This window comes from Shewanella sp. Koi 1 (assembly GCF_052907445.1).
On record NZ_JBREJM010000001.1, the window covers coordinates 2537617 to 2563976 of the forward strand.

22 protein-coding genes and 1 riboswitch are annotated in these 26360 nt (G+C 49.5%); of the genes, 7 read left to right on the plus strand and 15 right to left on the minus strand.

Annotated elements, in window-relative coordinates; translation table 11 throughout:
- The first annotated feature begins 19 nt into the window (after positions 1–19).
- Positions 20–922, plus strand: coding sequence for a LysR family transcriptional regulator (locus tag ACUZ8J_RS11165; RefSeq protein ID WP_011622660.1), 903 nt, complete (start codon positions 20–22; stop codon positions 920–922).
- Between the two features lie 176 nt (positions 923–1098).
- On the opposite strand, the gene ACUZ8J_RS11170 is transcribed toward ACUZ8J_RS11165, so the two are convergent.
- The 10 genes from ACUZ8J_RS11170 to ACUZ8J_RS11215 all read right to left on the minus strand — a co-directional run bounded on the left by ACUZ8J_RS11170 (position 1099) and on the right by ACUZ8J_RS11215 (position 12196).
- Complete coding sequence (locus ACUZ8J_RS11170; protein ID WP_446693856.1) at positions 1099–2781, minus strand: putative metalloprotease CJM1_0395 family protein; 1683 nt, start codon at positions 2779–2781, stop codon at positions 1099–1101.
- Between the two features lie 62 nt (positions 2782–2843).
- A complete protein-coding gene (locus ACUZ8J_RS11175; protein WP_446693857.1) occupies positions 2844–3251 on the minus strand; it encodes a hypothetical protein in 408 nt (135 codons plus the stop codon).
- Positions 3252–3253: 2 nt separating this feature from the next.
- Positions 3254–3517 (minus strand): chemotaxis protein, encoded by a 264-nt coding sequence (locus ACUZ8J_RS11180; RefSeq protein WP_086903466.1) that lies wholly within the window; start codon positions 3515–3517, stop codon positions 3254–3256.
- Positions 3518–3641: 124 nt separating this feature from the next.
- The gene (gene thiH / locus ACUZ8J_RS11185) at positions 3642–4757 is read right to left on the minus strand and encodes a 2-iminoacetate synthase ThiH (RefSeq protein WP_446693858.1); all 1116 of its coding nucleotides are present in this window, start codon (positions 4755–4757) and stop codon (positions 3642–3644) included.
- Positions 4754–5518 (minus strand): thiazole synthase, encoded by a 765-nt coding sequence (locus ACUZ8J_RS11190; protein WP_446693859.1) that lies wholly within the window; start codon positions 5516–5518, stop codon positions 4754–4756. The genes thiH and ACUZ8J_RS11190 overlap by 4 nt, the downstream gene beginning before the upstream one ends.
- A 1-nt stretch (position 5519) precedes the next feature.
- Positions 5520–5723 (minus strand): sulfur carrier protein ThiS, encoded by a 204-nt coding sequence (thiS, locus tag ACUZ8J_RS11195; protein ID WP_446693860.1) that lies wholly within the window; start codon positions 5721–5723, stop codon positions 5520–5522.
- A complete protein-coding gene (locus tag ACUZ8J_RS11200) occupies positions 5720–6736 on the minus strand; it encodes a HesA/MoeB/ThiF family protein (protein WP_446693861.1) in 1017 nt (338 codons plus the stop codon). Before ACUZ8J_RS11200 ends, thiS begins: the two co-directional genes overlap by 4 nt.
- Positions 6733–8415, minus strand: a complete 1683-nt coding sequence (thiE, locus tag ACUZ8J_RS11205; protein WP_446693862.1) for a thiamine phosphate synthase — start codon at positions 8413–8415, stop codon at positions 6733–6735. The genes ACUZ8J_RS11200 and thiE overlap by 4 nt, the downstream gene beginning before the upstream one ends.
- Positions 8416–8417: 2 nt before the next feature.
- Entirely contained in the window at positions 8418–10598 is a 2181-nt protein-coding gene (thiC, locus tag ACUZ8J_RS11210; protein ID WP_446693863.1) for a phosphomethylpyrimidine synthase ThiC, read from the minus strand.
- Between the two features lie 158 nt (positions 10599–10756).
- Positions 10757–10855: riboswitch (TPP riboswitch) on the minus strand.
- Positions 10856–11029: 174 nt separating this feature from the next.
- Positions 11030–12196, minus strand: coding sequence for a hypothetical protein (locus tag ACUZ8J_RS11215; protein ID WP_446693864.1), 1167 nt, complete (start codon positions 12194–12196; stop codon positions 11030–11032).
- 274 nt (positions 12197–12470) lie between these two features.
- Between ACUZ8J_RS11215 and trhA the strand changes: the two genes are divergently transcribed.
- On the plus strand, positions 12471–13154 hold the full coding sequence (gene trhA, locus ACUZ8J_RS11220) for a PAQR family membrane homeostasis protein TrhA (protein WP_446693865.1): 684 nt from the start codon (positions 12471–12473) through the stop codon (positions 13152–13154).
- Positions 13155–13252: 98 nt separating this feature from the next.
- Here trhA and ACUZ8J_RS11225 read toward each other — a convergent pair whose 3' ends face one another.
- Together ACUZ8J_RS11225 and ACUZ8J_RS11230 are read right to left on the minus strand one after the other, a co-directional pair.
- Complete coding sequence (locus tag ACUZ8J_RS11225; protein WP_446693866.1) at positions 13253–13783, minus strand: NUDIX hydrolase; 531 nt, start codon at positions 13781–13783, stop codon at positions 13253–13255.
- 114 nt (positions 13784–13897) lie between these two features.
- Positions 13898–14722 (minus strand): tRNA (adenine(22)-N(1))-methyltransferase, encoded by an 825-nt coding sequence (locus ACUZ8J_RS11230; RefSeq protein WP_446694932.1) that lies wholly within the window; start codon positions 14720–14722, stop codon positions 13898–13900.
- A gap of 218 nt (positions 14723–14940) precedes the next feature.
- Between ACUZ8J_RS11230 and ACUZ8J_RS11235 the strand changes: the two genes are divergently transcribed.
- From ACUZ8J_RS11235 to ACUZ8J_RS11245, 3 genes are all read left to right on the plus strand, one after another.
- Positions 14941–17052, plus strand: a complete 2112-nt coding sequence (locus ACUZ8J_RS11235) for a glycoside hydrolase family 97 protein (protein WP_446693867.1) — start codon at positions 14941–14943, stop codon at positions 17050–17052.
- 310 nt (positions 17053–17362) lie between these two features.
- A complete protein-coding gene (locus ACUZ8J_RS11240) occupies positions 17363–18247 on the plus strand; it encodes a helix-turn-helix domain-containing protein (protein ID WP_446693868.1) in 885 nt (294 codons plus the stop codon).
- Positions 18248–18283: 36 nt separating this feature from the next.
- A complete protein-coding gene (locus ACUZ8J_RS11245; protein WP_279768286.1) occupies positions 18284–18733 on the plus strand; it encodes a carboxymuconolactone decarboxylase family protein in 450 nt (149 codons plus the stop codon).
- A gap of 85 nt (positions 18734–18818) precedes the next feature.
- Here the strand turns inward: ACUZ8J_RS11245 and ACUZ8J_RS11250 are convergent, their stop codons facing one another.
- The 3 genes from ACUZ8J_RS11250 to ACUZ8J_RS11260 form a co-directional block, all read right to left on the minus strand.
- Positions 18819–19826, minus strand: a complete 1008-nt coding sequence (locus ACUZ8J_RS11250; RefSeq protein ID WP_446693869.1) for a class I SAM-dependent rRNA methyltransferase — start codon at positions 19824–19826, stop codon at positions 18819–18821.
- A gap of 187 nt (positions 19827–20013) precedes the next feature.
- The gene (locus ACUZ8J_RS11255; protein ID WP_446693870.1) at positions 20014–20892 is read right to left on the minus strand and encodes an alpha/beta fold hydrolase; all 879 of its coding nucleotides are present in this window, start codon (positions 20890–20892) and stop codon (positions 20014–20016) included.
- Between the two features lie 133 nt (positions 20893–21025).
- On the minus strand, positions 21026–21319 hold the full coding sequence (locus ACUZ8J_RS11260; protein ID WP_011622642.1) for a YciI family protein: 294 nt from the start codon (positions 21317–21319) through the stop codon (positions 21026–21028).
- Between the two features lie 746 nt (positions 21320–22065).
- On the opposite strand from ACUZ8J_RS11260, the gene ACUZ8J_RS11265 reads away from it, so the two are divergent.
- Positions 22066–23661 (plus strand): MFS transporter, encoded by a 1596-nt coding sequence (locus ACUZ8J_RS11265; protein WP_279768279.1) that lies wholly within the window; start codon positions 22066–22068, stop codon positions 23659–23661.
- Between the two features lie 129 nt (positions 23662–23790).
- A complete protein-coding gene (locus tag ACUZ8J_RS11270) occupies positions 23791–26307 on the plus strand; it encodes a glucan 1,4-alpha-glucosidase (RefSeq protein ID WP_446693871.1) in 2517 nt (838 codons plus the stop codon).
- The last annotated feature ends 53 nt before the right edge of the window (positions 26308–26360 follow it).

Genomic DNA, 26360 nt, shown 5'->3' on the forward strand with positions numbered 1-26360 from the left:
TTTCGACATGAGGACAACCATGACTCGCGCGAAATCCACCCTTGAGCAATGGCGTATTTTACAGGCTGTCGTCGACTATGGCGGCTACGCGCAGGCGGCAGAAAAGCTCAATAAGAGCCAATCCTCACTCAATCATGCGGTGGCTAAGTTACAACACCAGCTCGGTATAGAGCTACTCGAAGTTCGAGGCCGCAAAGCTTACCTGACACCACAGGGCGAAGTATTATTGCGCCGTTCGCGCCATGTGACTCAAGCGGTCAATGAGTTAGAACAACTCGCGAGCAACCTTGAGCAAGGTTGGGAGCCCACACTCACTATTGCCCGCGAAATCGTCTATCCGATGGAAAGTCTAGTGTGCGCGCTAAGTGACTTTTTGCCCCATAGCCGTGGCACTCGGATCATTATGTTGGACTCAGTCATCACAGGTACTCAAGAATTAATCCTTCAAAATAAGGTCGATATTGCGATTTGCGCCGGAATTCCACCGAAGGGCTATTTATCCGAGCCCCTGTGTGAACAGGAGCTGCATCTGGTTTGCCACCCGAGCCACCCCTTGGCAGAAATGGGCACCTTAGACGATGACAAGCTACTAGCGCAGCACCTGCAACTGGTGATCAAAGACACGGGCCTGCAACCCAATGTTGATATCGGTTGGTTGAAGGCCGAGCAGCGCTGGACAGTATCTAACTTCCATGAGGCGAAAGTCATTTTAAATCAGGGTATTGGTTTCTGCTGGATCCCATCTTTCCTTATCCAAGAGGAATTAGCCGCAGGCAAACTAGTGCGTTTACACCTCCAAGGCAGTCAGAAACGGCGGATTATGTTAAGCCTTGTGATCCCGAATCGTGACCAACAGGGCCCCGCTTCAAAACTGCTGGCCTCTTATCTCCTCAAACATCATGGTGTGAGTACAAGCGAATAACCACGCTCAACTTCTTCCACCGTGTGCGGCAAAACGAGCACCAGGCTGCAGGGAATCATTGTGGGTTTATCCTCTTAATGGCGACTGAACTTGTCAAACAGAACGGGCTTAAGCGATTGTCCTTAATAGGCAAACGCTAGTTAGTTAAAATTTGCGGGCATTTCGAGAACGAGAGGCTAGACATTCACATCTAAGAAGCGTGGACGGTGCAGTGCTAAGGTTTGAGGATTGAACAGGCCGCGTGTATTTTGACCGTTTGAGGACTCAAGCGCCAATCCATTGGACATAACACTGTCTGGCTCGTAGCTAGACGAATCACTTATCCGCTCAAGTGAAACATCATTCGAACCTGATTGATTAACTTCAGTATTTCCCTTACTTGCCAGCGTTGTTACAGCGACCGAGCCATAGAAACGCACCGCATTACTGCCGTTTGTTGTGTGACTCGATGTACCCTTGTTGTCACGAGACGACGCCAACCGCTGCATAGCAACCTCTGGCGCTTCATCCTTATTTGATACAGCGCCGATCGCTAAGGTCGCCGTTGGCGGCTCAATGGTCTCTGTCGTATCAACTTCAGAGGTACTTGCTGCATCTGAGGTTTTACTCGATGCGACCTGCGCTGCAATGGCTTGTTTAATCTTATCAATCACGTCTGTTACAGGTGCCGATGGTTCCTCTTGGGGCGCTGCGATATTGCCATTAGCATCAATCTTGCCTGTGACTTGAATTTGCCGCTCCTTAAGCGGTGGTAAACCTTCAATCTGTGCCTCGGCGCCAATCAGCGTTTCCGTTGTCGGTTGATCAACAATCTGCTGCTGACGTTCCTCTGCAAGTTTCGCCTTGGCCTCATTCATTTTCTGCAGCGCTTCTGCGGCAACACGAATATCCGCCGAAGAAGGATCCACGGGTGCCATCGCCGCCGCATAGACTTGCTTCATCTTATTGATGGTCGCCAGTGGATCGCCAGGTACTATCGACACATCGATTTGCACCTCACCGTCAGTCGCATAGCGTTGACCATCGGCACCTTTTTCATACTGGAAACTGGGGCTTTGGGCATATTGACCGCCCACGCTCGCATGGGCATGCTCATGGGCTTTGACTTCTGTGTCCCTTGATTTTAATGCGTCCACTTGGGCTTTTTGCTGCTCAATTGCCTTTTCTTGCGCCTGCTTAACTTGCTCCTTCGCTACGTCTTGCTGACGAGTTTGCTCATCCTGTGTCTGCTGAGCTTGTTTAGTTTGCTCTGCTTTGGCAAAAACCTCGGCTAACGCTTGCTGCTTTTGCTCCTGCTCTTGTGCCGCCTGCGCCCTTGCCTGCTTGGCTTGTTCATCTCGCGCATCTTGAGCCTGAATTTGTTCTGTTTGACTCTGCTGTTGTTGCGTTTGAGCATTTGGGGTTATTCCAGCACCGACTTGGCCACTTTCACCCGAAGATTCACTAAAGACACGGCTCAACTGCTCGCTTACACCGCTGGATTGATTGCCCTCTTGCAGCGCATTTGAATTGGCAAAAGCTGAAGCGCTGAAATGTGACGCTTTGCCTATCGTATCTGCACTAGCAAATTCAGTCGCAAAGGGAGTCACCACTGCACTTGAGGCATTTGGATTAATGCTATTAGACCCGGTTGAGCCAATATTCGTAGCAACCGCTGTCGATGTGGAGAAAATATTGGCTAACCCCAAACTCGCGGAGCCAACACTGCTATCGGTAGTAGCAATTGTGGCTGCAAGGCTTGGGGCTGGAGGAGAAAAAGGCGTAACAGCACCACTTGGTGCGCTAAAACCTACATCCGATGCCCCCAAGGTTGACACTGATGGCAGTGTGGCTAAAGCCGCAATTTGTCCCTCCCTCATTCCGCCAATCGAGCGAGGGCCTGTGAGTAAGCTAAAGCTATTTGAAGCATGAAGGCTTGTATCTAACGGAGTCGAAACAGTCTCGTTAGAATGTAGTTGTGCCTTGGCATTTCCACCGAGAGCGGTGAAAGCCTTCTGAACAATCCAGTATCAACATGAGATGAAATCGGAGGACTAGCAGGTTTGACATCAGTCAATGAAGCGGGCGGTGTCGTACTGATTGGCATAGCTTGGTCCATCACAGCCCCGAGGCTGCTTAGTGATGGTGCAAGTGCCCCACTCGCTTCGAGTTTTGGCGCATTTAGGTTAACGGTTGAAGCAAAGAGCGTTGCGACCGCCTGACCATTTCCCCCTTGATAAGTCTGCCCGCCTTGAGGTTTTACGCCTTTTGCTGACTCAATAGACTTATCCGCGCCCAAAAACGAAGTGGATGGCGCGCCAATTTGTGCTGACAGCGCCATAACCGACATAACTATACCTTGATGTTAATTATCGAACCTATGGTTTCTGACTCTCGCTGGAGTACCTCAGTCGATGCCTCACCTTGTCGCAATGATTCATTCGCCGCCAGTAACGCCGAAGTTTTATCGGGTTCATCTACCGCCTTAGCGGTTTCTGTCGGCGCAGCACTTTGCGATGGGCTAGGTTTGGCCACATCAATCGTTGCCTGCGTGAGCCCTGATTGAGCCGTTTGCAAGCCTTGCAGACCGGAAGCATAAGCAGATTGGATTTGCATAGGAGTATTCCTGCATCTGGTGATGACTGGATTAATTATTAACCAACTCTAGTGCGAAGTACAGATTTATCGCCCCTTCTAGCGGCATTTTCGAGCGCATTTCTGCAGGATCTTCGCACGCCATTTAACCCGCAATCCAAGCCGATTCCCAATCCTTAAAAACCGGATTAAATCCCCGAAGGCGCATCTGAGCCATGACTTGCTCAACGGTACGTTCATCGCTTATCTCAAACTGATCTAATTGGCTCTCTGGCGCCTGATAACCGCCAGGTTGCGTTGAACTCCCCGCACTCATTTGTGTTATCCCAAGTGGCAGTAAATTATCCCGAAGTGATGGCGCCTCGCGTGTCGATAAACTGATATCAAGTTGCTGATTAAAAAGCCTAAAGGCACAGATCAATTGTACCAGTCCAAGATCGGTTAAATGCACTTTTGGCGCTATACCGCCGGTACAAGGTCGTAAACGCGGTAACGAAATACTAAAGCGAGTCCGCCAATAATGCCGTTCTAAATAGTCCAAATGATGCCCCATCAGTAAGGCATCGAGTCGCCAGTCATCCAAACCCAATAACACGCCTAGGCCAATCTTATCGACACCTGCGCTGGCAACGCGGTCGGGCGTTGCCAGCCGATACGCAAAGTCCTGCTTATTGCCTCGAGTGTGATGCTTAGCATAGGTCGCCGCTTGATAGGTTTCCTGATACACCATCACAGCATCAAGCCCTAGCTCGACAAGCTGGCGATAATCAATCTCTTCAAGCGGCTGAACCTCCATGGCCAAATAACTAAACTGCTGTTTTACAATGGGTAACACGCGCTTAAAGTAATCCATCCCCACTTTGGTTTCATGCTCGCCCGACACTAGTAAGATGGAGTCAAAACCACGGGATTTAATAATCGCCATTTCGGCCGCAATTTCCTGCTCATTGAGCACTTTACGCTTTAGCTTATTACTCATGCTAAAGCCGCAATAGTCGCACTCGTTGGCACACAGATTAGACAGGTATAAGGGCAAATAGAGTCCGATATTGGCCCCAAAGCGTTGCCGAGTGAGCGCCGCCGAGCGCTGCGCCATTTCTTCGATATAGGGCTCTGCAGCTGGAGACAACAAGGCGAGTAAACTCTGCAGATTACCCTCGGGTTGCATCAGGGCGCGCTCAACCTCCACTGCCGTGCAGGAATATAACGCCAGCAATAACTTATCCCGTTCAATACGGGCAAATTGGTCGACAAAACTCATTGCTGCAAGAATCCCGTTAGTGGACTAGTATGCACAGCCTGGGTTTGCACTCGGCCAAGCCCCGCTTCAAAGGCGCGTCGCCCGCAATCCACCGCATCCTTAAAGCACAGCGCCATTTCAATGGGAGAAGCACTGCTCGCGATGGCGGTATTAACCAGCACGGCATCGGCTCCCAATTCCATCGCGTGCGCCGCATGGGATGGCGCGCCGATCCCCGCATCAATCACCACAGGCACTTTTGCCTGCTCAATAATCATCTTGATAAAAGGCTCGGTCACCAACCCCTGATTGGTGCCAATTGGGCTTGCCAATGGCATCACGGCGGCGCAGCCGACCTCTTCTAAGCGGCGACACAGCACAGGATCGGCATGCACGTAGGGCATCACGATAAATCCGCGCTCACACAAGGTTTTGGCCGCCGCTAACGTCTCGACTGCATCGGGCATCAGGTATTTAGGATCGGGATGAATTTCAAGTTTAACCCATTGTGTTCCCAGCATTTCCCGCGCTAATTCGGCGGCGAATATCGCTTCTTTAGCATTACGCGCCCCCGAGGTATTAGGCAAGAGTCGCACGCCCGCTTGCCTAAGTGGCGATAACAAATCATCGGCCCCTGTTTTTAAATCAATTCTTTTCATCGCAACCGTAACCAACTGCGACTGAGACGCCTTAATGGACTCCAGCATCAGCTGAGTTGAGCTGAATTTTCCCGTGCCCGTAAATAATCGTGACTCAAATTCCACGCCCGCAATCGTTAACATCTTAACCTCCCGCGACAACGGCAAATACATCAATCTTATCCTCGTGTTGGCACTGGATAGATGACCATCGGTGTTTTGGCACAACGGCCTCATTAAGCACTAAGGCAACCGAGTGTTGGCAAATATTTTGTGCTTCTAACAAGGCTTGTAAACTCAGCGGTTGTTGCAGTGTTTGGGGCACATTATTGAGATGAATTAAAATCATAACAAACCTCGATTAGGGACAGATTTGAATGAAACGGTTACGGTCGAATGCTGAGTGTTAGCATTCGCCTTTTCTACGCGCTCGCTTGATTGGCGTTGCATGAATTCACTCGGTTTTAATGAATTCAGCTTTAATGAACTCGGTTTTAATCCGCACACTTCGCACTCGGGATCACGGGTTAATGCGGCCGAATGCCATTGCAGCAACTTGGCATCGAAGCGCCAGAATCGCCCAAGTAGCGCTCTCACGGAGGCGATTGAATGGCTTGCCTCTTCGAAAGTCTGATTGGCTGTTTGCTTTGTTGCAGAGGTTGGCGGCGTGGCTAGGAGCAACAATTGCATTGCTAGCAGCGCCTGCATCGATGCCATCACGCCGACACTGGGGCCAAGCACACCTTGGCTGCTACAATTTTGTGGCGCGCGAGTATTCGAGGGGAAAATACAGTGATAACAACCGCCCATTGGGAAACGCTGTTGATCAACCGCAAACAGTTGACCGTTGAAAGCGGCAATGGAGGCACTCACCAGAGGTAAGGCATGCTCAATACACAGTCGATTGATACAGTGGCGCGCCGCAAGATTATCGGTACAATCAAGCACTAACCTCATCTCTTTGTCATGGGCTAACAAACGAGCGAATACATCGCTCGCAGACTCAAGAGTCAAATGCTCGGCAACGGCATCAATCTCACAACCTTGCGCCAACACGGCCAATTTCTGTTTCGCAATGAGGGCTTTGTGATGACCTATATCGTCGTCACTAAAGAGTAATTGTCGCGGCAGATTAGATAATTCCACCCTATCGCCGTCGACAAACGTTAAGCGTCCGACACCGGCGCAGGCTAAATACTGCGCCGCCAGTTGCCCAAGGCCGCCGAGGCCTACGATAAGCACATGAGCCTGTTTCAGCCGCAACTGGCCAGCCTCACCGACCTCGGGTAAAAATATTTGCCGCGAATAACGAATAAAGTCTTTATCGGCAAGGGATTGCGCCTGCGTTTGTGTCGTGCTCATAGGCTTGACTCCCAAGCTCGCGTCAATTCGGCAAAGGCCATTATTGGGTCATTCGCCTCGGTAATCGCCCGCACCACGGCAATATTTCTCACCCCAGTCGCTTTGACTTGGTCAAGATTAGAAGGCCCGATTCCGCCAATTGCCACTAAGGGATAGTGCGCTTTAAACAGCTCAACATAATGCGCTAACTTGAATAACCCTTGCGGCACCGATGGCATTTGCTTGGTTGTCGTCGGGAAGATATGCCCAAGGGCGATGTAAGATGGCGCATGTTGATGGGCACGCAGTAACTCGAAATAACCGTGGCTCGAGATGCCAAGAGCCAATCCCGCTGCATGAATGGCGTTAAGATCCGTCACCGCTAGATCTTCTTGTCCAAGATGCACCCCAAATGCGCCATGCTTTATCGCTAACTGCCAATGATCATTGATAAAAAGCTGCGCATCATAATGCTTACCTAAAGCAATCGCGGTTTGGATTTGTGCCTCAAGTTCGTCCGACGCCAGCGCATTTGACTTTATCCTGAGCTGTACCGTCTTCACGCCCGCCGCCAATAACTGCTCGAGTAATAGTAAGTTATCGACAACTGGATAAATCCCTAAGTCAGGATCAAGGCGCTTAAACGCGCCGCATTGCAAATCACTGGATTCACTCAAGCTGTTTTGAGAATAAGCAGTGACGTGAGGATATGCTGTTAAGCTGTGCGGCCAAGCGGTACGCGCGAGTGGCCCTGGGCCTTTGCCAATACCCTGTGCATAAGTTAAACCTTGATTAACATAGGCTTTTGCTACCACAACGGCATCCTGCAATACAAAGCCAAAGGCTAACACCGTGGCGATGGCTGAAGACAGAGTACAACCACTGCCATGATTATGGCGCGTATTTATCCGCGCGCTGCTGAGCCAAAAGCCGCCATTAGCGTCAAGTGGTGAGCAGCCCGTAACCTGATGACAAATCAGCAGATCTTCCGCCAAACACTGATTATTTGTGGCGATACGATGACTTGTGATATCGCTTTGTTGATCGCTTAAGTTATCCCTTGTGCTAATGCCTGTACTTGCCTGAGCCGCAAAATCAATATCCCCCCCCTTGGCTAATACGCTACAAGCTAACTGCGTAGAGAGTTGCATTGCCGCAGCGGCGAACGCTGCTCTTGTGTGAATTGCTGACACTTGTTTGTCTGTGGCGACAGTAAGCCTTGCCAACTCCTGCACATTCGGCGTTATCAGGCTAATCAAGCCCTTAAAGGGAGTAAAATCAAGTGGCCGGCTCGCCGTGCTCTTATCCCCAAGTTCATCCCCACAGCTTGCGACCATCACAGGGTCGAGAATAACGGGGACGAATGGAAACTGGGTTTTAAAACCAGCCAACCAATCGGTAACTAAATGCAGTTGCTGCTGATTCGCGAGTAAGCCAATTTTAATCGCCTGAGGCGGTAGATCGGCTAACAGGGTCGAAAGCTGCGTGAGTAGCATTGCCTCACTCACCGGCTCAACTAAATCCACTGCCACCGAACTTTGGGCCGTTAACGTGGTGATCACGCTGCATCCATGGCCGCCCAAATCCTTGATGGTGGCTAAGTCGGCTTGGATCCCCGCGCCGCCACCGCTGTCGGAACCCGCAATGGTCCAGACGATAGGTTTAGGCGCCACTTGGCTAATATGTTTAGCTGGGGTCATTATCAAACCTCCGCAACCTGTACTATGGATTGGAGTTCTGTCCCGTCCTTATGCTTGGCCGATTCTTTGGCTGTGTTGGCTGTATTGGCTGTATTGGCTGTATTAACATCGCCCAGCGGCAGATACAGTTTGGCGCCCGAGGCCGCAAACTCAGCCGATTTTTGCGCCATGGCCGCCGCTAATTCATCTTGAGTTTTGACTCTGATCTGCTGGATTGCTTCTGTGTTTGATTGCCCTTGTTGAGCAGGGTTTATCGATGCAAGCGCTTCAGCGCTCTCAACATTTTGGCTTGACGAAGCCACTGACAACGTACCCGCCGCTAAACTTGCCGCATAGTCGCGCACATCTTGGGTGATCTTCATTGAGCAGAACTTAGGGCCACACATAGAGCAAAAGTGCGCAACCTTTGCCGACTCCTGTGGCAGGGATTCATCGTGATAGGCACGGGCGGTATCAGGGTCAAGTCCTAGGTTATATTGATCTTCCCAACGAAATTCAAAACGCGCCTTAGATAACGCATTGTCGCGGATCTGCGCGCCTGGGTGACCTTTTGCAATATCGGCCGCATGAGCAGCAATCTTGTAGGCAATCAACCCTTGTTTGACATCCTGCTTATTGGGCAAACCTAAGTGCTCCTTCGGCGTCACATAGCAGAGCATGGCGCAGCCATACCATGCGATCATCGCAGCCCCAATTCCGGAGGTGAAATGATCGTAACCCGGCGCAATATCGGTAATTTGCGGCCCTAGGGTATAAAACGGCGCCTCGGCGCAGTGGATAAGCTGCTTATCCATATTCTCTTTGATAAGTTGCATCGGGATATGTCCAGGCCCTTCGATAATGGTCTGCACATCGTATTCCCAAGCGATTTTGACCAACTCGCCTAAGGTCTCAAGCTCGGCAAACTGCGCCTCATCATTGGCATCGGCAATCGAGCCTGGACGCATACCATCGCCTAATGACAGCGACACATCGTAGGCCACGCACAGCTCACAAATCTCACGAAAATGGGTATAGAGGAAGTTTTCTTGATGGTGGCTCAAGCACCATTTGGCCATGATAGAGCCGCCGCGGGACACAATCCCAGTCACCCGTTTGGCGGTCATGGGCACATAGCGCAATAACACGCCCGCGTGGATGGTAAAGTAATCGACGCCCTGCTCCGCTTGCTCAATCAAGGTATCGCGAAATACTTCCCAGGTCAGGTGTTCTGCAACCCCATTCACTTTTTCAAGTGCTTGATAAATCGGCACTGTGCCAATAGGCACTGGCGAGTTGCGGATGATCCATTCGCGGGTTTCATGGATATACCTTCCCGTAGACAAGTCCATCACAGTGTCCGCGCCCCAACGGGTTGACCAGACTAGCTTTTCGACTTCCTCCTCGATGGAGGACGTAACCGCCGAGTTACCGATATTGGCATTCACTTTCACTAAGAAGTTACGGCCAATAATCATAGGCTCAGCTTCTGGATGATTGATATTTAACGGAATAATCGCGCGCCCACGGGCAATTTCATCGCGGACAAATTCAGGGGTAATAGGTTTACCAATCACAGCGCCGAAGGATTCACCTTGGCCGCGGCGGTTTAAGATTTCATCTTGCACCTCGGCGAGCGCCATATTTTCCCGAATCGCCACATACTCCATTTCGGGGGTAATAATCCCTTGGCGGGCATAGTGTAATTGGCTCACGCGTTTACCCGGTAAGGCGCGGCGAGGACGAACAATCGCACTTGAGCCAGCTTCGAAACGCAAATGATCGAGCCCATCATCCTTCAGGCGTTGCTGGGTAAAATCTGAGGTCGCACAATCGAGCACTTCAGTATCTTGGCGCTCGATAATCCAGGGCAATCTGAGTTTGGCTAAACCTTGGCGCACGTTAATTTGCGCAGCCGGATCGGAATAAGGACCGGCACAGTCATACACAGGAATGGGAGGATTTTTCTCGACTATGGGCGCGGTCGCTGTGCCGCCAATCCGTGTATCGGTTTGCAGAATTTGCCGCATCCCTACACGGAGATCCTCGCGGCTTCCCTGCAAATACAACTTTTGCGAATTAGGGTGTTGTAATGGTTTAAGGGTATCGATAAATGCTTGGGCCTGGGCGCGCGCCGCACGACGACTCGTTTGTGCCTGGATGTTATCGGCAATCGATTCTGAGGACGATTCTAAACTGGACATAAGCAATCTCACTTTAACAAATAAAAATGGGGTTGCTTGTCTGGAGACTTGAGTGTTGAAGCTGAGCCTTGCAAACCCTAAGCGGATTTGCGGACTCAATAACGACTAAATCGGTGGGTTAATACAGGGCAAAAGGTGGCCGCTGATACGATTTAATGGATGTTATTATGCTTGTTTCCTTCGCAGGTTTTAACCTGATCAGGTTCAACGGATCCCGAATAAACGGTCTCAGCCAAGAGGCACTCCGACAAGATGGGCAAAAGTATAGGCAGAAGCGCAGCGAACAAACAAGCGTAATTTCAAGGTAAAAATCAAATTACCAATCAAAAATAAAGAACGAATAACATATTGTATAAAAACAGATTTAATTTTAATAAACTCTATAAACCACAATAAATACCATTTTAGTGAAAATTTATCATAGCTATTTTTCAACCTTTGGGCCGCTTTACCATCATTTTATCCAGCTGCGCCTTAATGGCATCGTCAATTTCTTGATTCATTTTCTTGCCACTGCAATTGAAGGGGAACCCTAAATTCTCCGCATAGGGATTAATTTGGGTGCCGACTTTAACAACCCGATAGCAGGTATCCCCTTTACGGACAATTCGATTGGGATCCAGTTCTAAATCTAAACTGGTGGGGCCGCTAAAATCGTCAGCATTGGGCACAATCAACACCTCCATCTCAGGACTCATTTCTGACAAATTCGACCGTTTGCTGTAATGATTTGCCTGCTCTAGCACTAAATCATCCAAGGCTTGCTCACGCTGACGTTCAAAATAGCGCTGGGTAAATAATCCTACGCTGCCTGCCGCCCCGCCGCCGCTTTGCCCACTTGCCGCTGACTGCTCTGTACTTACCGCTTGTGCCGAGCTTGATTGGACTTCTGACTTATGAGGTTTAATAGCTTCTTTTGCACTCTTCTGGGTTTGGCTTTGTGTTGAGGCGTTAGGTGTTGAGGCGTTAGGCACTGATGTGCTTGGTACTGGTGCTGTTGATTCTGTTACTTCTGATGCTTTTACTTTTGATAATCGGGCACTGACTTCAGGAGGCTTTGCAATCTGCTTTGTAGTTTTTGGCATCGGCTTTACCGTATTAGGCGCTGAAGTTATCGGCTCGCGAGAAACCGCAGACTCTTCCACTGAGATATCTTGAGCCGGATCCGCTGGAGCGGTTTGCGTTGGCGGCGCATAAATAAAATATGCCTTTAATGCTTTGGTTGCAGTTCGAGCATTGGCTGAAGATTCGCTAAACGACAGCCCTAACTGCTCCGACTGGGTTCGCCATAAAAAAATTAATAATAACAGCAGTAAGCCATGGCCCAGGATGACCCAAAACAATGGCTTAAGATTGAAGTAATGCGACCACTCTCGCCAACTGAAGCCTAAGTTGGGTCTGAATGCGCTATCGCTCTCTCTTTGGTTAGCCTCAGTCAAATTGAGGTTTATAGCACTGCCCAAAGACTCTGCATGGGCGCTAAAAGAGGTTGCACAAAAAGGCATAACGGAAAATGGTACAGTCTCATCGTTTGTCACGCGGCCGTACGCATCAAAACTAAGATCATCTTCTGGGGTAATATTTGAGCGAACAGGCAAAATCCATCCCTTAGTACTTAATGGACAAAGTACTTAACAAATCCATGATTACTATTGGGGATTAGAGAAAGTGCATCGCACAAAGTTCCAAGGCGTTGACATTAATCGGTCGTAAATGGGCACCATAATGTTGTACAACTAGATAAGAGCTCGCTAAGTCTCAGTTGATAGTGTCAACCCCAAATAAATTAGCTTACACGTGTAAGCTAATTATAGCTTTCCAATTTATCTACTGATAGACTCAGTCATTATCGCCATCGAGTGGATCAACAGCATGCCAAGCCAGAGTTTGATAGAGCCGCAAATGAGTCATGAAAAACCATTGAACATCAGTAGCTATAGCCTTAGTGAAGAGATTGCCAATAGCATCAGCCATGGTCTAGGGGTGATCGCGGGCGTGGTTGGCTTAGTGTTTATGATCCTCAAAGGCGCCGACCACCTTACCAACATTCAGCTCACAGGTGTTATTATTTATGGCACAAGCCTCGTTCTGTTGTTTTTAAGTTCTACCCTGTATCACAGCGTGACGCATATAGGCTGGAAACATAAACTCAAGATTGCAGACCATTGTGCTATCTACTGCTTAATTGCAGGCACCTATACCCCGCTGATGTTAATCAGCCTGCAAGGACAGCTTTCAACCGTTATCCTCACGGCGATTTGGTCTTTGGCTATTGGTGGAATTTTATTTAAAACTTTGTTTATTCATCGCTTTAAAAAAATGAGCCTAGTGCTCTATTTAGTGATGGGTTGGCTGTGTGTGACTGTGATAGGCGATTTGACGGCGGCGATGTCACCGCTAGGATTTAAGCTTCTGCTATTGGGTGGGTTGTTTTACACCTTAGGGGTGATCTTCTATGTCGGTAAACGCATTCCGTACAATCACGCGATTTGGCATTTATTTGTATTGGCGGGCGCGATGAGCCATTTCTTTTGTATTTATTTAACCGTGATCTAGCCGCTAACACTGTCTTTCCTCACAAGCCATCCTCAGGATGGCTTTTTTATGGCGGCGCTTTAAACCACAGTGCATTAACCCCATCAAGCTGACTTTATCTACAGCAACTCTTCAACGATTCGTTTGAGCAGAAAGGTTTCCCTGTCGATAGATTGCCCTTTATTGACAAACGTCCGTAAGATCGCTTCATTATGGGCAATCGCTTGATGGATGTTGATCCACTCAGGTCGCATCCCATTTTTTATCTCGTGGGCTTCAAGTCTTGGCTCACCTAGGCCGCGATCACCAAGGCTCATATCGATTTCGCACAGGTAACAGTAAGAATCCATATGTACAACATTTGCGCCCTCACGAAACCAGGAACGATATTCCTCATAACGGCCAAATGGCGCTAACACTCTGGCGGCAATGGCGCCGGTTTCTTCCTGCAATTCGCGAATAAGTCCGACTTCGATACTCTCGCCCTTATCCACCCCACCGCCAGGCAAACCATAGTCGCGATATTTTTGAGTATAGAGCAGCAAAATATCTTCCCCCGACAACACTATGGCGCGGGCGGCTTGACGATAAAAAATCTTCGCCTGTTTAAGATTGAGATTGGCAGCTTGGGTGGACTTCAATAAACGCATAATAAAACTCAAGATTAACGGCTTGATAGCATAAACCAACTCGATGGATTTACAGAGTAAAACCGTTTCAACGCCAAGGCTAAGCGCTAAATGACTACATGTTGACCTATGAGGTTAACAATTCAGTTGCTGCAAAATGTGCTGATAGGCCGCCACAATTTGCGACTTGTTTGGCATGCGATGCTCAGGAATACGCTGATAGTGGCCTATGGTTTGGTCAAGATACCGTTTGGCTTGGTTGGTTTTATCCGCATCTAGCCCTTGCCACATGATTGAGCCCGTCGCACTTAAGGGCACTGCTTCAGTTGTTTTTGAACTGGTATTCGTTTTTGAGCAGGCATTGGCCTGAGTTAAATGCAGGATCTCGTAGAAACGTTGGTTTTCTTCGAGTAAATATTCATCTTTAAGGGATAAGCCCAATTCCGCCAACGCGCTGCGCACATGGTAATTATGATGCACGGGACACAAAATAAATTCGAGCAGGCCACCGCCTTGACTAAAGTCATGATTGCTAAAATTATTTCCACTCTGAGCATCACTTTGACTTTGCTGGTTTATAACAATGCTGCGCACCAATTCAACCAGCAACTCACCGCCCACACCCGCAATAATCACCAAGTGCTTGGCTTGTTTGCCGTATTGCGCCAGTGGCAAGGCCGCCACATCGAGGCAATGCACTTGCCATTCACTCTGGGGATTGGCCTGTTGCTCAGCGTTTTGAGTGTTTGAGATAGACGGCTGGGGGAAAAACCTTGCTAACTCAAGGCTGAGTTGCTGCATCAAGGGCGCGACACAATCGACAAAATGCACCTTAGGCGCGGCATTTCTTTGCAGTAACAGCATGCCGAGTAAACCATGATCGCAGCAGCAGTCCCAAATATGATCGTATCTTTGCTCTACCAACTGATTGATCTGCTGTAATCGCTGACTGATTTTCACCGCTGACGCCTCAAAAATCGCGCCCATACATGCTTGAGCGCCATAAAGCCGCGCATTCTACCCGAGTCAGCGGTTAAAACCCATCTCTTTAGGTTTGCCTATCAGGCTGCCAGCCTCTAGGCCGCACCGGTGAATACGTATGCAACCCATTGCGAGCAAAAAGCCATCACCACTAGTATGCATTGACCCATATTCACTATAAAAACAAGGATCAGGGAATGTTCAGCAATCCTCTTACCCATGCACGCCACATCAACTCGCCAACGCGAAATAACCACCATTGGGCCGCCAGCCTATTTACGCCCAGCTTGCTCGCACTCAGCATTGGCAGTATGCTCAGCACCAGTGCCACAGCACAGACCCTCAACCTGAGCTCACCCGATAAGCAAATCGTCTTGAGTGTGAGTGATGATACGGGCCGACCCGAATACCAAATCCATTTTCATGGCAAATCGATTATCGAACCAAGCCGCTTAGGGTTAGTCTTTGCCTCATTGGGCGAATTAGGCCAAGGTCTTCGCATCAAATCGAGCAACAGCGCCAGCGCCGATGACAAATGGCAGCAACCTTGGGGTGAACAAGAGTGGATAAAGGATCGACACAATCAACTGAGCGTGGTATTAACCGACGGTAAAATCGACTTAAACCTCGAGTTTAAAGCCTTTGACGATGGCATAGGCTTTCGTTATCACTTAGCGACCCAAAACGCACTGCCGACCAATACGCCGCTTGCCATTACCGATGAACTTACCGAATTTAATATTGGCCAGAGTGATAAGGCCACCGCCTGGTGGATCCCTTCTCGTGGATGGAACCGCTACGAATATTTGTATCGCACCAGCGCGCTCAATCAAGTCGACCGAGCCCACACCCCTTTTACCTTTAAACTGGTCGATGGCACCCATTTGAGCATTCACGAGGCGGCGTTAGTTGATTTTGCCTCGATGACCCTCGATCAGCAGCGTGATGGCAAGCTCAAGGCCGATCTCACCCCTTGGTCTGATGGTATTCGGGTTAAAACCCAAGCGGGCTTTTATACCCCATGGCGCACGATTCAAATCGCCGACAAGGCCACGGGCCTGCTTAATTCTCACCTTATCCTCAACCTGAATGAACCCAATAAACTGGGGGATGTCTCTTGGGTTAAACCGGGCAAATATGTCGGCATTTGGTGGGGGATGCACCTCAATGAAAACACTTGGGGCTCGGGCCCAACACACGGCGCAACCACCAGCGAAACAGAGCGCTATATGGATTTCGCCGCCAAGTATCAGTTTGATGGCGTCTTGGTCGAAGGTTGGAACCAAGGTTGGGATGGCGATTGGTTCCATAATGGCGATCAATTCAGTTTTACCAAGGCCTACGATGATTTCGATTTACCCGCCATTACCGCCTACGGCGCGAATAAAGGCGTGCGCCTGATTGGTCACCATGAGACCGCAGGCTCAGTGACCCATTATCGTAATCAAATGGATGATGCCTTCGCCCTGTATGAAAAACATGGCGTGACCCAAGTCAAAACTGGTTATGTGGCTGACGGTGGACAAATCAAACGCATCGATGAAAACGGCATCACCCGTCACGAATGGCACGATGGACAGTTTATGGTCGGTGAATATCTGCACAGTGTAACCGAAGCCGCAAAGCACCATATCAGCATCAACAGCCATGAGCCGATTAAAGATACCGGACTTCGCCGCACCTATCCAAACTGGCTTGCCCGCGAAGGCGCACGCGGACAGGAATACAATGCCTGGGGCAGCCCACCAAATAACCCAGAACACACTGCCATGCTGCCCTTTACCCGCATGCTGGCAGGGCCAATGGACTTTACACCGGGGATTTTTGACTTAGCACCCAAGGGCTTAGATGCCGAAAACCGCGTGCAAACCACCTTGATGAAGCAGCTTGCCCTGTATGTGGTGCTCTATAGCCCAATCCAAATGGCTGCCGACTTGCCGCGCAATTACCAAAAACATCTAGATGCTTTCCAGTTTATCCGCGATGTACCAACAGACTGGTATCAAAGTATCGCACTGGCTGGCGAAGTGGGTGATTATGTGGTGTTTGCCCGTCAGGCCAAGGATCAACAGGATTGGTACTTAGGCGCGCTGACCGACGAAAATGCCCGTCAGGTTAAGGTAAAACTGGATTTCCTCGACCCAAATAAACGCTATCAAGCACAGATTTACCGTGATGGCACTAAAGCCGAATGGAAAACCAATCCTTATGATTATGTGATTGAAACCAAAGAGGTTAGCGCCAAGGATAGTCTGACATTACAGCTAGCCAGCAGTGGCGGCACAGCGATCCGCTTTAAAGCGCTGTAACGACAAGCGCTAACATGAACGCTTAAAAACCCCGAGCAATAGTCACTGAGAAGCCCTTCTTGGTGACTATTTTTTATTGAGCCACTTCGTTACTTGTTTAAGTTACTTTGCTTAAGTTGCTTTGTTTAAGTTCCTTTATTTTAGTCACTTAGTTTGAGTTGCTTAATTTTAGTCACTTAGTTTAAGTTACAGCGCCTAACAACCGTTGGTGGATTGCATGTGAGCAGTACCACGCCCTCCACTACTGAATCACACTTGATACGGATGCAAATTGCATTAAGTTAGCTTAAGCTAAACTCCCCAATGCTTAATGGTGACGACTTTGCGATACACGGCTAATGAACTCGAAATGCGCAGTTTTAAGCGTTTCGAGACCCAATTTGCCCACTTAGGCTTTAATGATTTTCAAGCCATTGCCCCACTGCGTCCTTGGGTGCAGCGTTATTTTCATTTGCATGTCGCAGCAGATTTACCACAGTCAATCGAACAATGCTTCTATCCTGACGGCGGCACAAGCCTGCATTTCTATTTACCATCACCCGGCACTGGCGATACGCCTTTAGTGTATTTTTACTCGGGACAGCAGCGGCATTATCACAGCTTCGCACCGGGTACCGAGCAAATTACGGTGCGTTTTCAGCCCGGTGGCGCCTTCCATTTATTGGGTCTTGAGCTAGCCGCTATCCGCGTCGATACGACAACAAACGTTATCGATGTGACCCAGTGGCCCATCGTGGGTTTAACGGCGCTCTTATACCAACTCGTCGACACATCACAGCCTAGCGAGCGTATCGCCCTCGTGGAATGCTGGCTATTGCAACGAGCGAAGCAATTAGACTTAAGCTTATCGACGCGAATGAGTCTAGTCCCCGCAACCTTACCTCGACTCATCCACACCCAAGCCAATTTAGACACGTTTTACGGGCAACTCCCCATGAGTCGGCGCCAATTTGAACGTAAATTTAAGCAGGAAACGGGTTTATCGCCCGCGCAATTATTGCAGCTGAATCGAGTCAAAATCGCCCGCAACTTATTGAGCCAATCGCCATCCCTTAGTCTCGCGCAAGTGGCCTTCGATTGTGGATTTTACGATCAAGCCCACCTACACCAGCATTTTTTGCGGGTAATGCAGCAAACACCGGGGCAATATAAAAAACGCAAGATGTCGCAAATCTCCAATAAAACGCCCGATTAAGCCCTTAGATTGAAGCCTCAACTTACAGGAGGCTTTATGTCAGAACGAATTCCACGCCAACAGATTTACCAACTCCAACCCGAACTCGCCAAAGCACTCATTAGCCTAGATAAAGCGGCGGCTGACTCGGCGTTTTCGCCATTATTGGTGCATTTAGTCAAACTGAGAGCATCGCAGCTCAATGGCTGCGCGTTTTGTCAGCGAATGCACGCCGAGGAGGCGCGCCACGATGGTGAAACCCAGCGGCGTTTAGATTTACTGGCCGCTTGGCACGAAGTCGATGATCTCTTTGATGCACGGGAGCAAGCAGCGCTGCGCTGGACCGAAACCTTAACCCGCGTCGCCCAATCGCCGGTACACGACAGTGAATATGCCGCGCTCGCCGAGCATTATTCTGAGAAAGAAATTGTCGATCTCACCTGCCTAATCATCGCCATTAATGGTTGGAACCGCGTCGCGATCGCCTTCCATTTACAACCCATCTAGTGGCACATAAATCGACAAATAAACAGGGCACCGAATCGGGTGCCCTGCTTGTTAATATCACTGTGTCGTTCGTATCGCTATGTCGTTAGTTTAAGGTCAACGCGACAATTTTAAGTGGATGATTATCATCGAATGACGGGAAATCCTCATGGGGATCGAGCCAAGTGTGCTCAGTCACACCTCGGCCTTGTTTTTCAACGCAGCGTACTAGGCTATCAAACCAATCTTGTCGATCTACTTTGGCGACATTATTGCAACACACTATTGTGCCACCGGCCTTGGTTGATAATAACGCAGGTTTAAATAACCCTTGGTAATCATTAACTAAGTCGACAATTCCGAAGGCACTTTTGGCATAACGAGGAGGATCGAGGAACACCAGATCAAACTGGGTTTGCGGCAATTTAGGGTAACTCGGCAATTTTTGATTGCGACGTCCGCCCACATTTAAACCTGCTAATTGGCGCAGGGCTGGAAACGCATCACTCTGCACAAATTCACATACCTCTGACACTTGGTTTAACTCGGCATTAGTTCGCCCCGCGGCGAGTGCAAAGGAGGAAAAGTCAACATTCACAACCCGTTCTGCACCGCCCATGGCAGCTGCGGTTCCGATACCACAGGTATAAGAAAACAAATTCAGCACGGTTTTATCTTGGCTATGTGCCCGCACATATTCACGACCAATACGCATATCAAGAAATAGCAGCGGATCCAGTCCTTCGTGGCGCAGCTTAGTGGTGAATTTAATCCCATTTTCCTGCATCACCAACTCCGCACAGGCAATATCATCCAGCTCAGGGCTTAATGCATTGAGCACGCGGGAATGTCCAGCGGAGCGATCGTTATACACCACAGGCAGAGCCACTTCTTGGGTGAGCACTTCCACAATTTCAGCTAATTCCGCATCGGTTAAAGTTTGGTGAAAACTCTGCACTAACCAATTATCGCCGTAGCGATCGACATTCAAGCCACTGACGCCTTCGACTGTGCCATGGAACACCCGAAAACAATCGGTATGGTCTTGTTCTGCTTGTAGTAAAAAATCATGGCGCTTGGCCAGAGCCGTCGATAACAGCGTTTGAATAGACATAAAAAGCGGGACTCATACAGCGAAAACCTGCGTAAGGTTTCGAGGGCAAAACGGCATAATACCAAACTAGGCCGCAGAATATCGGATAAATTCACCCTGCTGGTGCGAAAAAATAGCCTTTAGCATCTTGGCTCGCCGCGATTGTTAGTTCGCTTTTTAGCTTTAGTCGTTACCGCTAAATGCATGCTCAGACTAATTTATACCTTCCGTTTCGATGCAATTCAGCGAGTCCACTTTGGATAAGGCTTAAGCAGGCAGAGGGAGCCTCTAATGGCAGCAGATGTCCATAGCGCTTATCTTCTAAAAACACTGTGTCTGGCGCGAGCTGTTGCCAGCGCAGCCAAGTCGCTTCAGAAAAGAAAACTGACGGTTTCCCTCTGATGGCGACGCAGGGAAGCTTTAGCTGCTGCAATATCGATAATACATTCGGCGGTTGAGTGTAATTATGCGCTTCCCACTGTTTAGGAAACTTCAACGTGAACTGTCCATCAGTGTTTTGATAAACCCCGAATTGGGCTAAGGCGGCAAACGCCTCATCATCAAAGCGTTTGTATAGTTTACTCATTTTGCAATATTCAAGAAAATGCTCACGGCTTTCCCACATATCGCGCTTCTTTAAGGTGTTTTTTGCGGGCGCAGTAAAATTCATTAGTGATTTAGGCATCAGCTTGGCAAACCAAGCGATAGAACGCGATACCATTGCGGGTTCAATAAGGACCAATGCCTTAAACAAATCGGGTCTTTTGCTGGCGGCAAGAATAGTACTGGTTGCTCCCATCGAATGGCCTATGCCCACAATTGGCTCACTGCAATGTTGTTCAATATGCGAGATCAAATCATCGGCATATAGCTGCCAATCTCGGCGCTTAGGCGGCAAACCAACATCGGGCCATGTCGCTCTTAACTCGAGTGCACTCAGGCTAAACGCTTGCTGCAACTTTGCTAATAAGGGCGCATAAACCCCCAATGGAAACCCATTAGCATGGTAAAAATGCGCACCTTCACCAGTGCCAGAAAAGGTCTTAAAAACCTTAGCTTGTTGTAACTCATTGCAAATTTGATCCATCAAATCCTACTTATCGCGTCCCGCTGTGCTAGTTAAGCGGGATGAAATTACCCAACCTCAGCATTTGGCACCTCTCGCTAAAGCGACGAAATCTAGCCTGCCGATATCAGCCTCTAGACAAACTTAAAGGCCATTAAATCACTTCAATCAACTGCTCTAAACCAGCAGCGGCTCGAGTGGGGACAAATTCTACCACCTCAAATTCGGCCACCTCTTCGATATAGAAGGGGTCGAGTTTGACAATGGCTTCAAGCTCGGCGCGATTATCCGCTTTGGCAAGGATCACTCCGCCAGTGCGGGGAACCTTACGGCCAGAGGCGATAAAGGTGCCCTTGGCATAATATTCATCGAGATAGGCAATATGGGCCGCCAAATGCAGTTCCACATCGGCCAGCGTTTTTTTGTAGGTTAAGGTGATAACAAACATAGCGTTCCTTAAGGGCGTAATAACAAGCCAGTATGAATTCTCAATTGCTCTTGCCACACACTTCAATGGCGGCAAGTCGCCAATAGTCAGTAAAGTCTGGCGACATAGTGATGCATTATGCTTTCGCTATCAATAGCCTAGGGAGTGTTGATTAAGCTGAAAGATGATCCATGAACTTACCCATCGGTCTGAGTGGATTGAATGCATAGCCCCCCCCATCACAGCGCGAGTGACCCATGGAGCAAGGTTCTGAACTCCCCCCACCGATGTGAGAACTGGATAAATCGAGGGTTTAAACCCATCCACGCCTCACGTAAAATCCACACACTATTAGTTAAATGGCTGTTTCGCTAGGGTTATCAAGGAATGATGAATACGTATGTAAGCGGTTGTGCGTCAATTGGCGCTGCGGCTACTATAAATTCGCTAGTTTCACCCTCTGCTTGTGGGGTTAAACACTGTGAGGTCGTTTCTGGTGGTTGCCTTTGAGGATAGCTGTCAGGCTTAGGTTCTTTTCTGCTATTGAGCATTTGCATCATTGAGTATGAAAATGAATTTATTGGCGAATATGCTTCTGAGGGAGAGGTATATTCGCCATTTTTTCACCCACATCTACAAGCGCTGATGCACTTTGGGGAAGCTAGCACAACACGCGTAAAACTGAGCAAAGGCCATTGAATAGGCCACACATTATAACGATAAATGACTCAAGGCAGCCCCGCTGCCCGCTACTGAAGGGAAGTTGCATGTCCGCGGATCAACAAACGGTTACCCCATTAGAGAATTTCTCGCCCAAGGTGGCGCAGCGCGCCGTGCATAGGGTGCAACCCGAGCTGAATTTCTGGCAAATCTTCAATATGTGCTTTGGCTTTTTGGGGATCCAATTTGGCTTTGCACTGCAAAATGCCAACGTCAGCCGCATTTTCCAAACCCTTGGCGCCTCTATCGATGATATTCCTATCCTGTGGATTGCCGCGCCGTTAACGGGTCTGCTGGTTCAACCTATTATTGGTTATCTGAGCGATAACACTTGGGGGCGTTTAGGTCGCCGCCGGCCATATTTTTTAATCGGCGCCATTTGTACGACTCTCGCCATTTTTGTGATGCCGCATTCCCCTACGTTGTGGATTGCCGCAGGCATGCTGTGGATTATGGATGCCTCAATCAATATCGCCATGGAGCCCTTCCGTGCCTTTGTGGGGGATAATTTACCCCCCAAGCAGCGCACTCAAGGCTATGCTATGCAAAGCTTTTTTATCGGCATCGGCGCGGTTGTGGCTTCGGCCCTGCCCTATATTCTCAGCAACTTCTTTGCTGTCGCCAATACCGCGCCCGCGGGCGAAATAGCCGATTCGGTGCGTTATGCCTTCTATTTTGGCGGCGCAGTGCTGTTTCTTAGCGTGGCTTGGACTGTTGTGTCTACCAAAGAATATTCCCCCGATGAACTTGCCGCCTTCCATGGCAATGCTGACGCAGGCATAGATGAGCAACAAAACCGCACACGCACCCACAAGAATTATCAATTTGCCGCTATTGTTTGGATGGCTGTAGGCGCACTGCTAACGCTTGCGGTGTTGACACAGGATTTAGATAAGCAGCTGTATATTTTAACCTTAGGGATTTTTGCCTTTGGCCCATTGCAACTTTACTGCGCCCTGCGTTTAGGCAAATCAACGCCCTCACAGCGCGCGCAACTGGGCATTGTCTTTAATGTGGTCGATGATTTATTCCATATGCCTAAGGCCATGCATCAATTAGCCATAGTGCAGTTTTTCTCTTGGTTCGCGCTCTTTGCGATGTGGATTTACACCACTTCGGCGGTGACGTCCTACCATTTTGGCAGCAGCGATGTGTTGTCTAAGGCCTATAACGATGGCGCCGATTGGGTGGGTGTACTCTTTGCCTCCTACAATGGATTTTCGGCCATTGCGGCCCTGTTTATCCCACTGCTTGCTAAACGCATCGGCATCAAACTGACCCACACCTTTAATATGTTCTGCGGCGGTTTTGGGTTGATCAGTTTCTATTTTATCAAAGATCCCAGTCTGTTATGGCTACCCATGATTGGCGTAGGTATCGCCTGGGCTTCGATTCTCTCCGTGCCCTACGCCATGTTATCCGGCGCCTTGCCGCCGAAAAAGATGGGCGTGTACATGGGGATTTTTAACTTCTTTATCGTGATCCCACAGCTGCTCGCGGCCAGTGTTTTAGGCTTAATTCTTAATGGATTATTTGATGGTCAGCCCATCTACGCCCTGATCACCGGCGGCGTTCTGATGCTCTGCGCCGGGATAGCTGTGCTCTTTGTTGAGCAGCCGAATACTCAGCACACTCAAGCGTAAATCGCAGATCCTACAACTCGGCACCCTTGGCGTTTGGGCAACTAAACGCCAAGACGTATGGCCACATAGCTTACAACAAGAATAAATCACAATTAGCACCATCTATTGATTGGGGAGATTTTGAAGAATATGGCATCGACAACAGTACCTTCGCAGCAGGCTCGCAGCTTAACAAACCGCCGCAACTTAACTCGTAAGCCGATTGCGCTCGCAATTGCCGCAAGCCTTATCGGCGTTGCCAGCTTAACGGGCTGCTCACCCTCGGCCCCCAATGCAGACACATCAACACCTGCCGTCATCAAAGCCACAGACGCACAGATTGCCCCCGGCGCCCCCGGCAAAGCCCCAACCTGGGCGTTTTCCGGCAAAACCGGTATCGGTACCTCCTATGAGCCTTATACTCAGGGGCAATACCAAGACAGCGCGCAAAATCCCATTAGCCGAGTGTGGTTCTCCGTCGCGCAGGGGATTTTAACCGAGACCATGTACGGCCTTATTCATAATGCTCAGCTCAAAGAGTTGCAATTTGTGATCACAGGCAATGGCTTTGTCGATACAGAGAAAGACAACACTATCAGCAGCATTGAATACCTAGATACCGACGCTAATGGTCGCCCACAATCCTTGGCCTATAAGATTATCAATCGCGATGTTGAAGGTAAGTATCAGATAGAGAAACATATCTTTACCGATCCCGACCGCGATACCCTGATGATGCGCGTGACGTTTACCGCCTTTGAAGCTGGCATCACACCGCATTTATACGTTAACCCCCATATCGATAATGCGGGCGCGAATGATATTGGCAGAATCGATCATCAAGCCCTTATCGCTCGCACAGCCGATCCCCACAGCAGCGTGATGACGGTGAAATCGGATATCGATTTTGCGCAGGCGACTACGGGCTTTGTCGGTGTATCCGACGGTTTGGCCGATTTAGCCGATAACGGTAAGCTCGATACGCTGTATCAGGCCACCAGCAGCGCCGAAAAGCCCACTCAAGGCAACATTGCTTTTACCGCCAGTTATCCCGCACTCCAAGCTAATCAACCTCTTAATGTGAATTTGGCGATTGGTTTTGGCCAGGATGAAGCCAGCAGTTTAGCCAATGCCAACGCCAGCTTAACGGCGGGGTATGATGCAGTGCTGAGCCAATACAACGCCGGTTGGCACAGTTATTTACAATCGCTACCCGCGATGCCTGATATGGCACAGAGCACCACAGATAATGGCAAACTGCTGTATACCAGTGCCATGGTACTCAAGGCGCAGGAAGATAAAACCTATGCGGGCGCCCTTATCGCATCGCTTTCTAATCCTTGGGGCGATACTGTCCCTGCTGTCACACCCAGCACGGGTTACAAAGCCGTTTGGCCCCGAGACTTTTACCAGTGCGCCATGGCATTTCTCGCCATGGGCGATACGCAAACGCCTAAAGTCGCCTTTGAGTACCTTAAAAAGGTGCAAGTGAGTGACAAAACTCCAGGCTATAGCGGCACGCCCGGTTGGTTTTTACAAAAGACCCATGTGGATGGCCAAATCGAATGGGTGGGCGTACAGCTCGATCAAACGGCGATGCCGATCATGCTCGGCTGGAAACTCTGGCAGGCAGGCGTACTCAGCCAAGCGGAACTGAGCTATTGGTATCAAGAGATGCTAAAAGCCGCGGCGGACTTTTTAGTCAGCGGCGGAGAGGTCAATCTCGACTGGAATCACACGCAAATTACGCCACCGAAAACCCAACAAGAACGTTGGGAAGAACAAGCCGGTTATTCGCCCTCCACCACGGCCGCAGTGATCGCAGGTTTAGTGGCTGCGAGTGATATTGCCAAGGCAGTAAACGATAGCGATGCCAGTCAGCGTTATCTAGCAACCGCCAAAACGCTTAATCAACAACTTGAAAAACACTTAGTGACGACCCAAGGTTTGCTTACCGATAGCCAAGGCATTAAGGCGCCTTATTATCTGCGATTAAGCCCCAACGGTGAGCCAAACACCGCCGAGCAACTCGCCGCTAATAATGGTCGTGCGGGATTAGATCAACGTCAGATCCTCGATGGCGGCTTTTTAGAGCTGGTGCGCTATGGCGTGCGTGGCGCCACCGATAAGCTGATTAATCAAAGCCTAGCGCTGGTGGATAACACCGAGCTTGAAGACAATTTACGCCTCAAATACAACTTTACTGCAAAAGATGGCAGCAGCGTTCCTGGGTTTAGACGTTACGGTAACGATGGCTACGGTGAAGATACCCTCACTGGCGCAAACTACGCCGAATCGGGCAGTAATAGCGACAACCAACGCGGCCGCGTCTGGCCCTTCTTCACCGGTGAGCGTGGCCATTTTGAGCTGGCCCTCGCCAGCGCTAAGGGAGAGCTAACGGGTGCTCACGCGCAGCAAACCAAACAGCAGCTTATCAATACCTATGTGCAAGGTATGGAAACCTTTGCCAACGCGGGGCTAATGCTCCCCGAGCAAGCGTGGGACGGTGTGGGTAACGCCACACGTTACCAATATCAACTCGGCCAAGGCACTAACTCCGCCACCCCGCTCGCCTGGACCCACGCTGAATATATCAAGCTGGTGCGTTCGATGAGCGATGGTCGAGTCTGGGATAACTACCCTATCGTCCCAGAAGCGTTGAAATAAATCCTACGCAATACAATCTAATGTGTCCCTTAGCCGCTAATTAGCACTAAGGG

Excerpts from the sequence above, each read along its gene's own strand:
- ACUZ8J_RS11165 (WP_011622660.1), top strand. The coding sequence starts at position 20 with ATGACTCGCGCGAAATCCACCCTTGAGCAATGGCGTATTTTACAGGCT.
- ACUZ8J_RS11170 (WP_446693856.1), bottom strand. The coding sequence starts at position 2,781 with ATGAGGGAGGGACAAATTGCGGCTTTAGCCACACTGCCATCAGTGTCA.
- ACUZ8J_RS11175 (WP_446693857.1), bottom strand. The coding sequence starts at position 3,251 with ATGTCGGTTATGGCGCTGTCAGCACAAATTGGCGCGCCATCCACTTCG.
- ACUZ8J_RS11180 (WP_086903466.1), bottom strand. The coding sequence starts at position 3,517 with ATGCAAATCCAATCTGCTTATGCTTCCGGTCTGCAAGGCTTGCAAACG.
- thiH (WP_446693858.1), bottom strand. The coding sequence starts at position 4,757 with ATGAGTTTTGTCGACCAATTTGCCCGTATTGAACGGGATAAGTTATTG.
- ACUZ8J_RS11190 (WP_446693859.1), bottom strand. The coding sequence starts at position 5,518 with ATGTTAACGATTGCGGGCGTGGAATTTGAGTCACGATTATTTACGGGC.
- thiS (WP_446693860.1), bottom strand. The coding sequence starts at position 5,723 with ATGATTTTAATTCATCTCAATAATGTGCCCCAAACACTGCAACAACCG.
- ACUZ8J_RS11200 (WP_446693861.1), bottom strand. The coding sequence starts at position 6,736 with ATGAGCACGACACAAACGCAGGCGCAATCCCTTGCCGATAAAGACTTT.
- thiE (WP_446693862.1), bottom strand. The coding sequence starts at position 8,415 with ATGACCCCAGCTAAACATATTAGCCAAGTGGCGCCTAAACCTATCGTC.
- thiC (WP_446693863.1), bottom strand. The coding sequence starts at position 10,598 with ATGTCCAGTTTAGAATCGTCCTCAGAATCGATTGCCGATAACATCCAG.
- trhA (WP_446693865.1), top strand. The coding sequence starts at position 12,471 with ATGCCAAGCCAGAGTTTGATAGAGCCGCAAATGAGTCATGAAAAACCA.
- ACUZ8J_RS11225 (WP_446693866.1), bottom strand. The coding sequence starts at position 13,783 with ATGCGTTTATTGAAGTCCACCCAAGCTGCCAATCTCAATCTTAAACAG.
- ACUZ8J_RS11235 (WP_446693867.1), top strand. The coding sequence starts at position 14,941 with ATGTTCAGCAATCCTCTTACCCATGCACGCCACATCAACTCGCCAACG.
- ACUZ8J_RS11240 (WP_446693868.1), top strand. The coding sequence starts at position 17,363 with ATGGTGACGACTTTGCGATACACGGCTAATGAACTCGAAATGCGCAGT.
- ACUZ8J_RS11245 (WP_279768286.1), top strand. The coding sequence starts at position 18,284 with ATGTCAGAACGAATTCCACGCCAACAGATTTACCAACTCCAACCCGAA.
- ACUZ8J_RS11250 (WP_446693869.1), bottom strand. The coding sequence starts at position 19,826 with ATGTCTATTCAAACGCTGTTATCGACGGCTCTGGCCAAGCGCCATGAT.
- ACUZ8J_RS11255 (WP_446693870.1), bottom strand. The coding sequence starts at position 20,892 with ATGGATCAAATTTGCAATGAGTTACAACAAGCTAAGGTTTTTAAGACC.
- ACUZ8J_RS11260 (WP_011622642.1), bottom strand. The coding sequence starts at position 21,319 with ATGTTTGTTATCACCTTAACCTACAAAAAAACGCTGGCCGATGTGGAA.
- ACUZ8J_RS11265 (WP_279768279.1), top strand. The coding sequence starts at position 22,066 with ATGTCCGCGGATCAACAAACGGTTACCCCATTAGAGAATTTCTCGCCC.
- ACUZ8J_RS11270 (WP_446693871.1), top strand. The coding sequence starts at position 23,791 with ATGGCATCGACAACAGTACCTTCGCAGCAGGCTCGCAGCTTAACAAAC.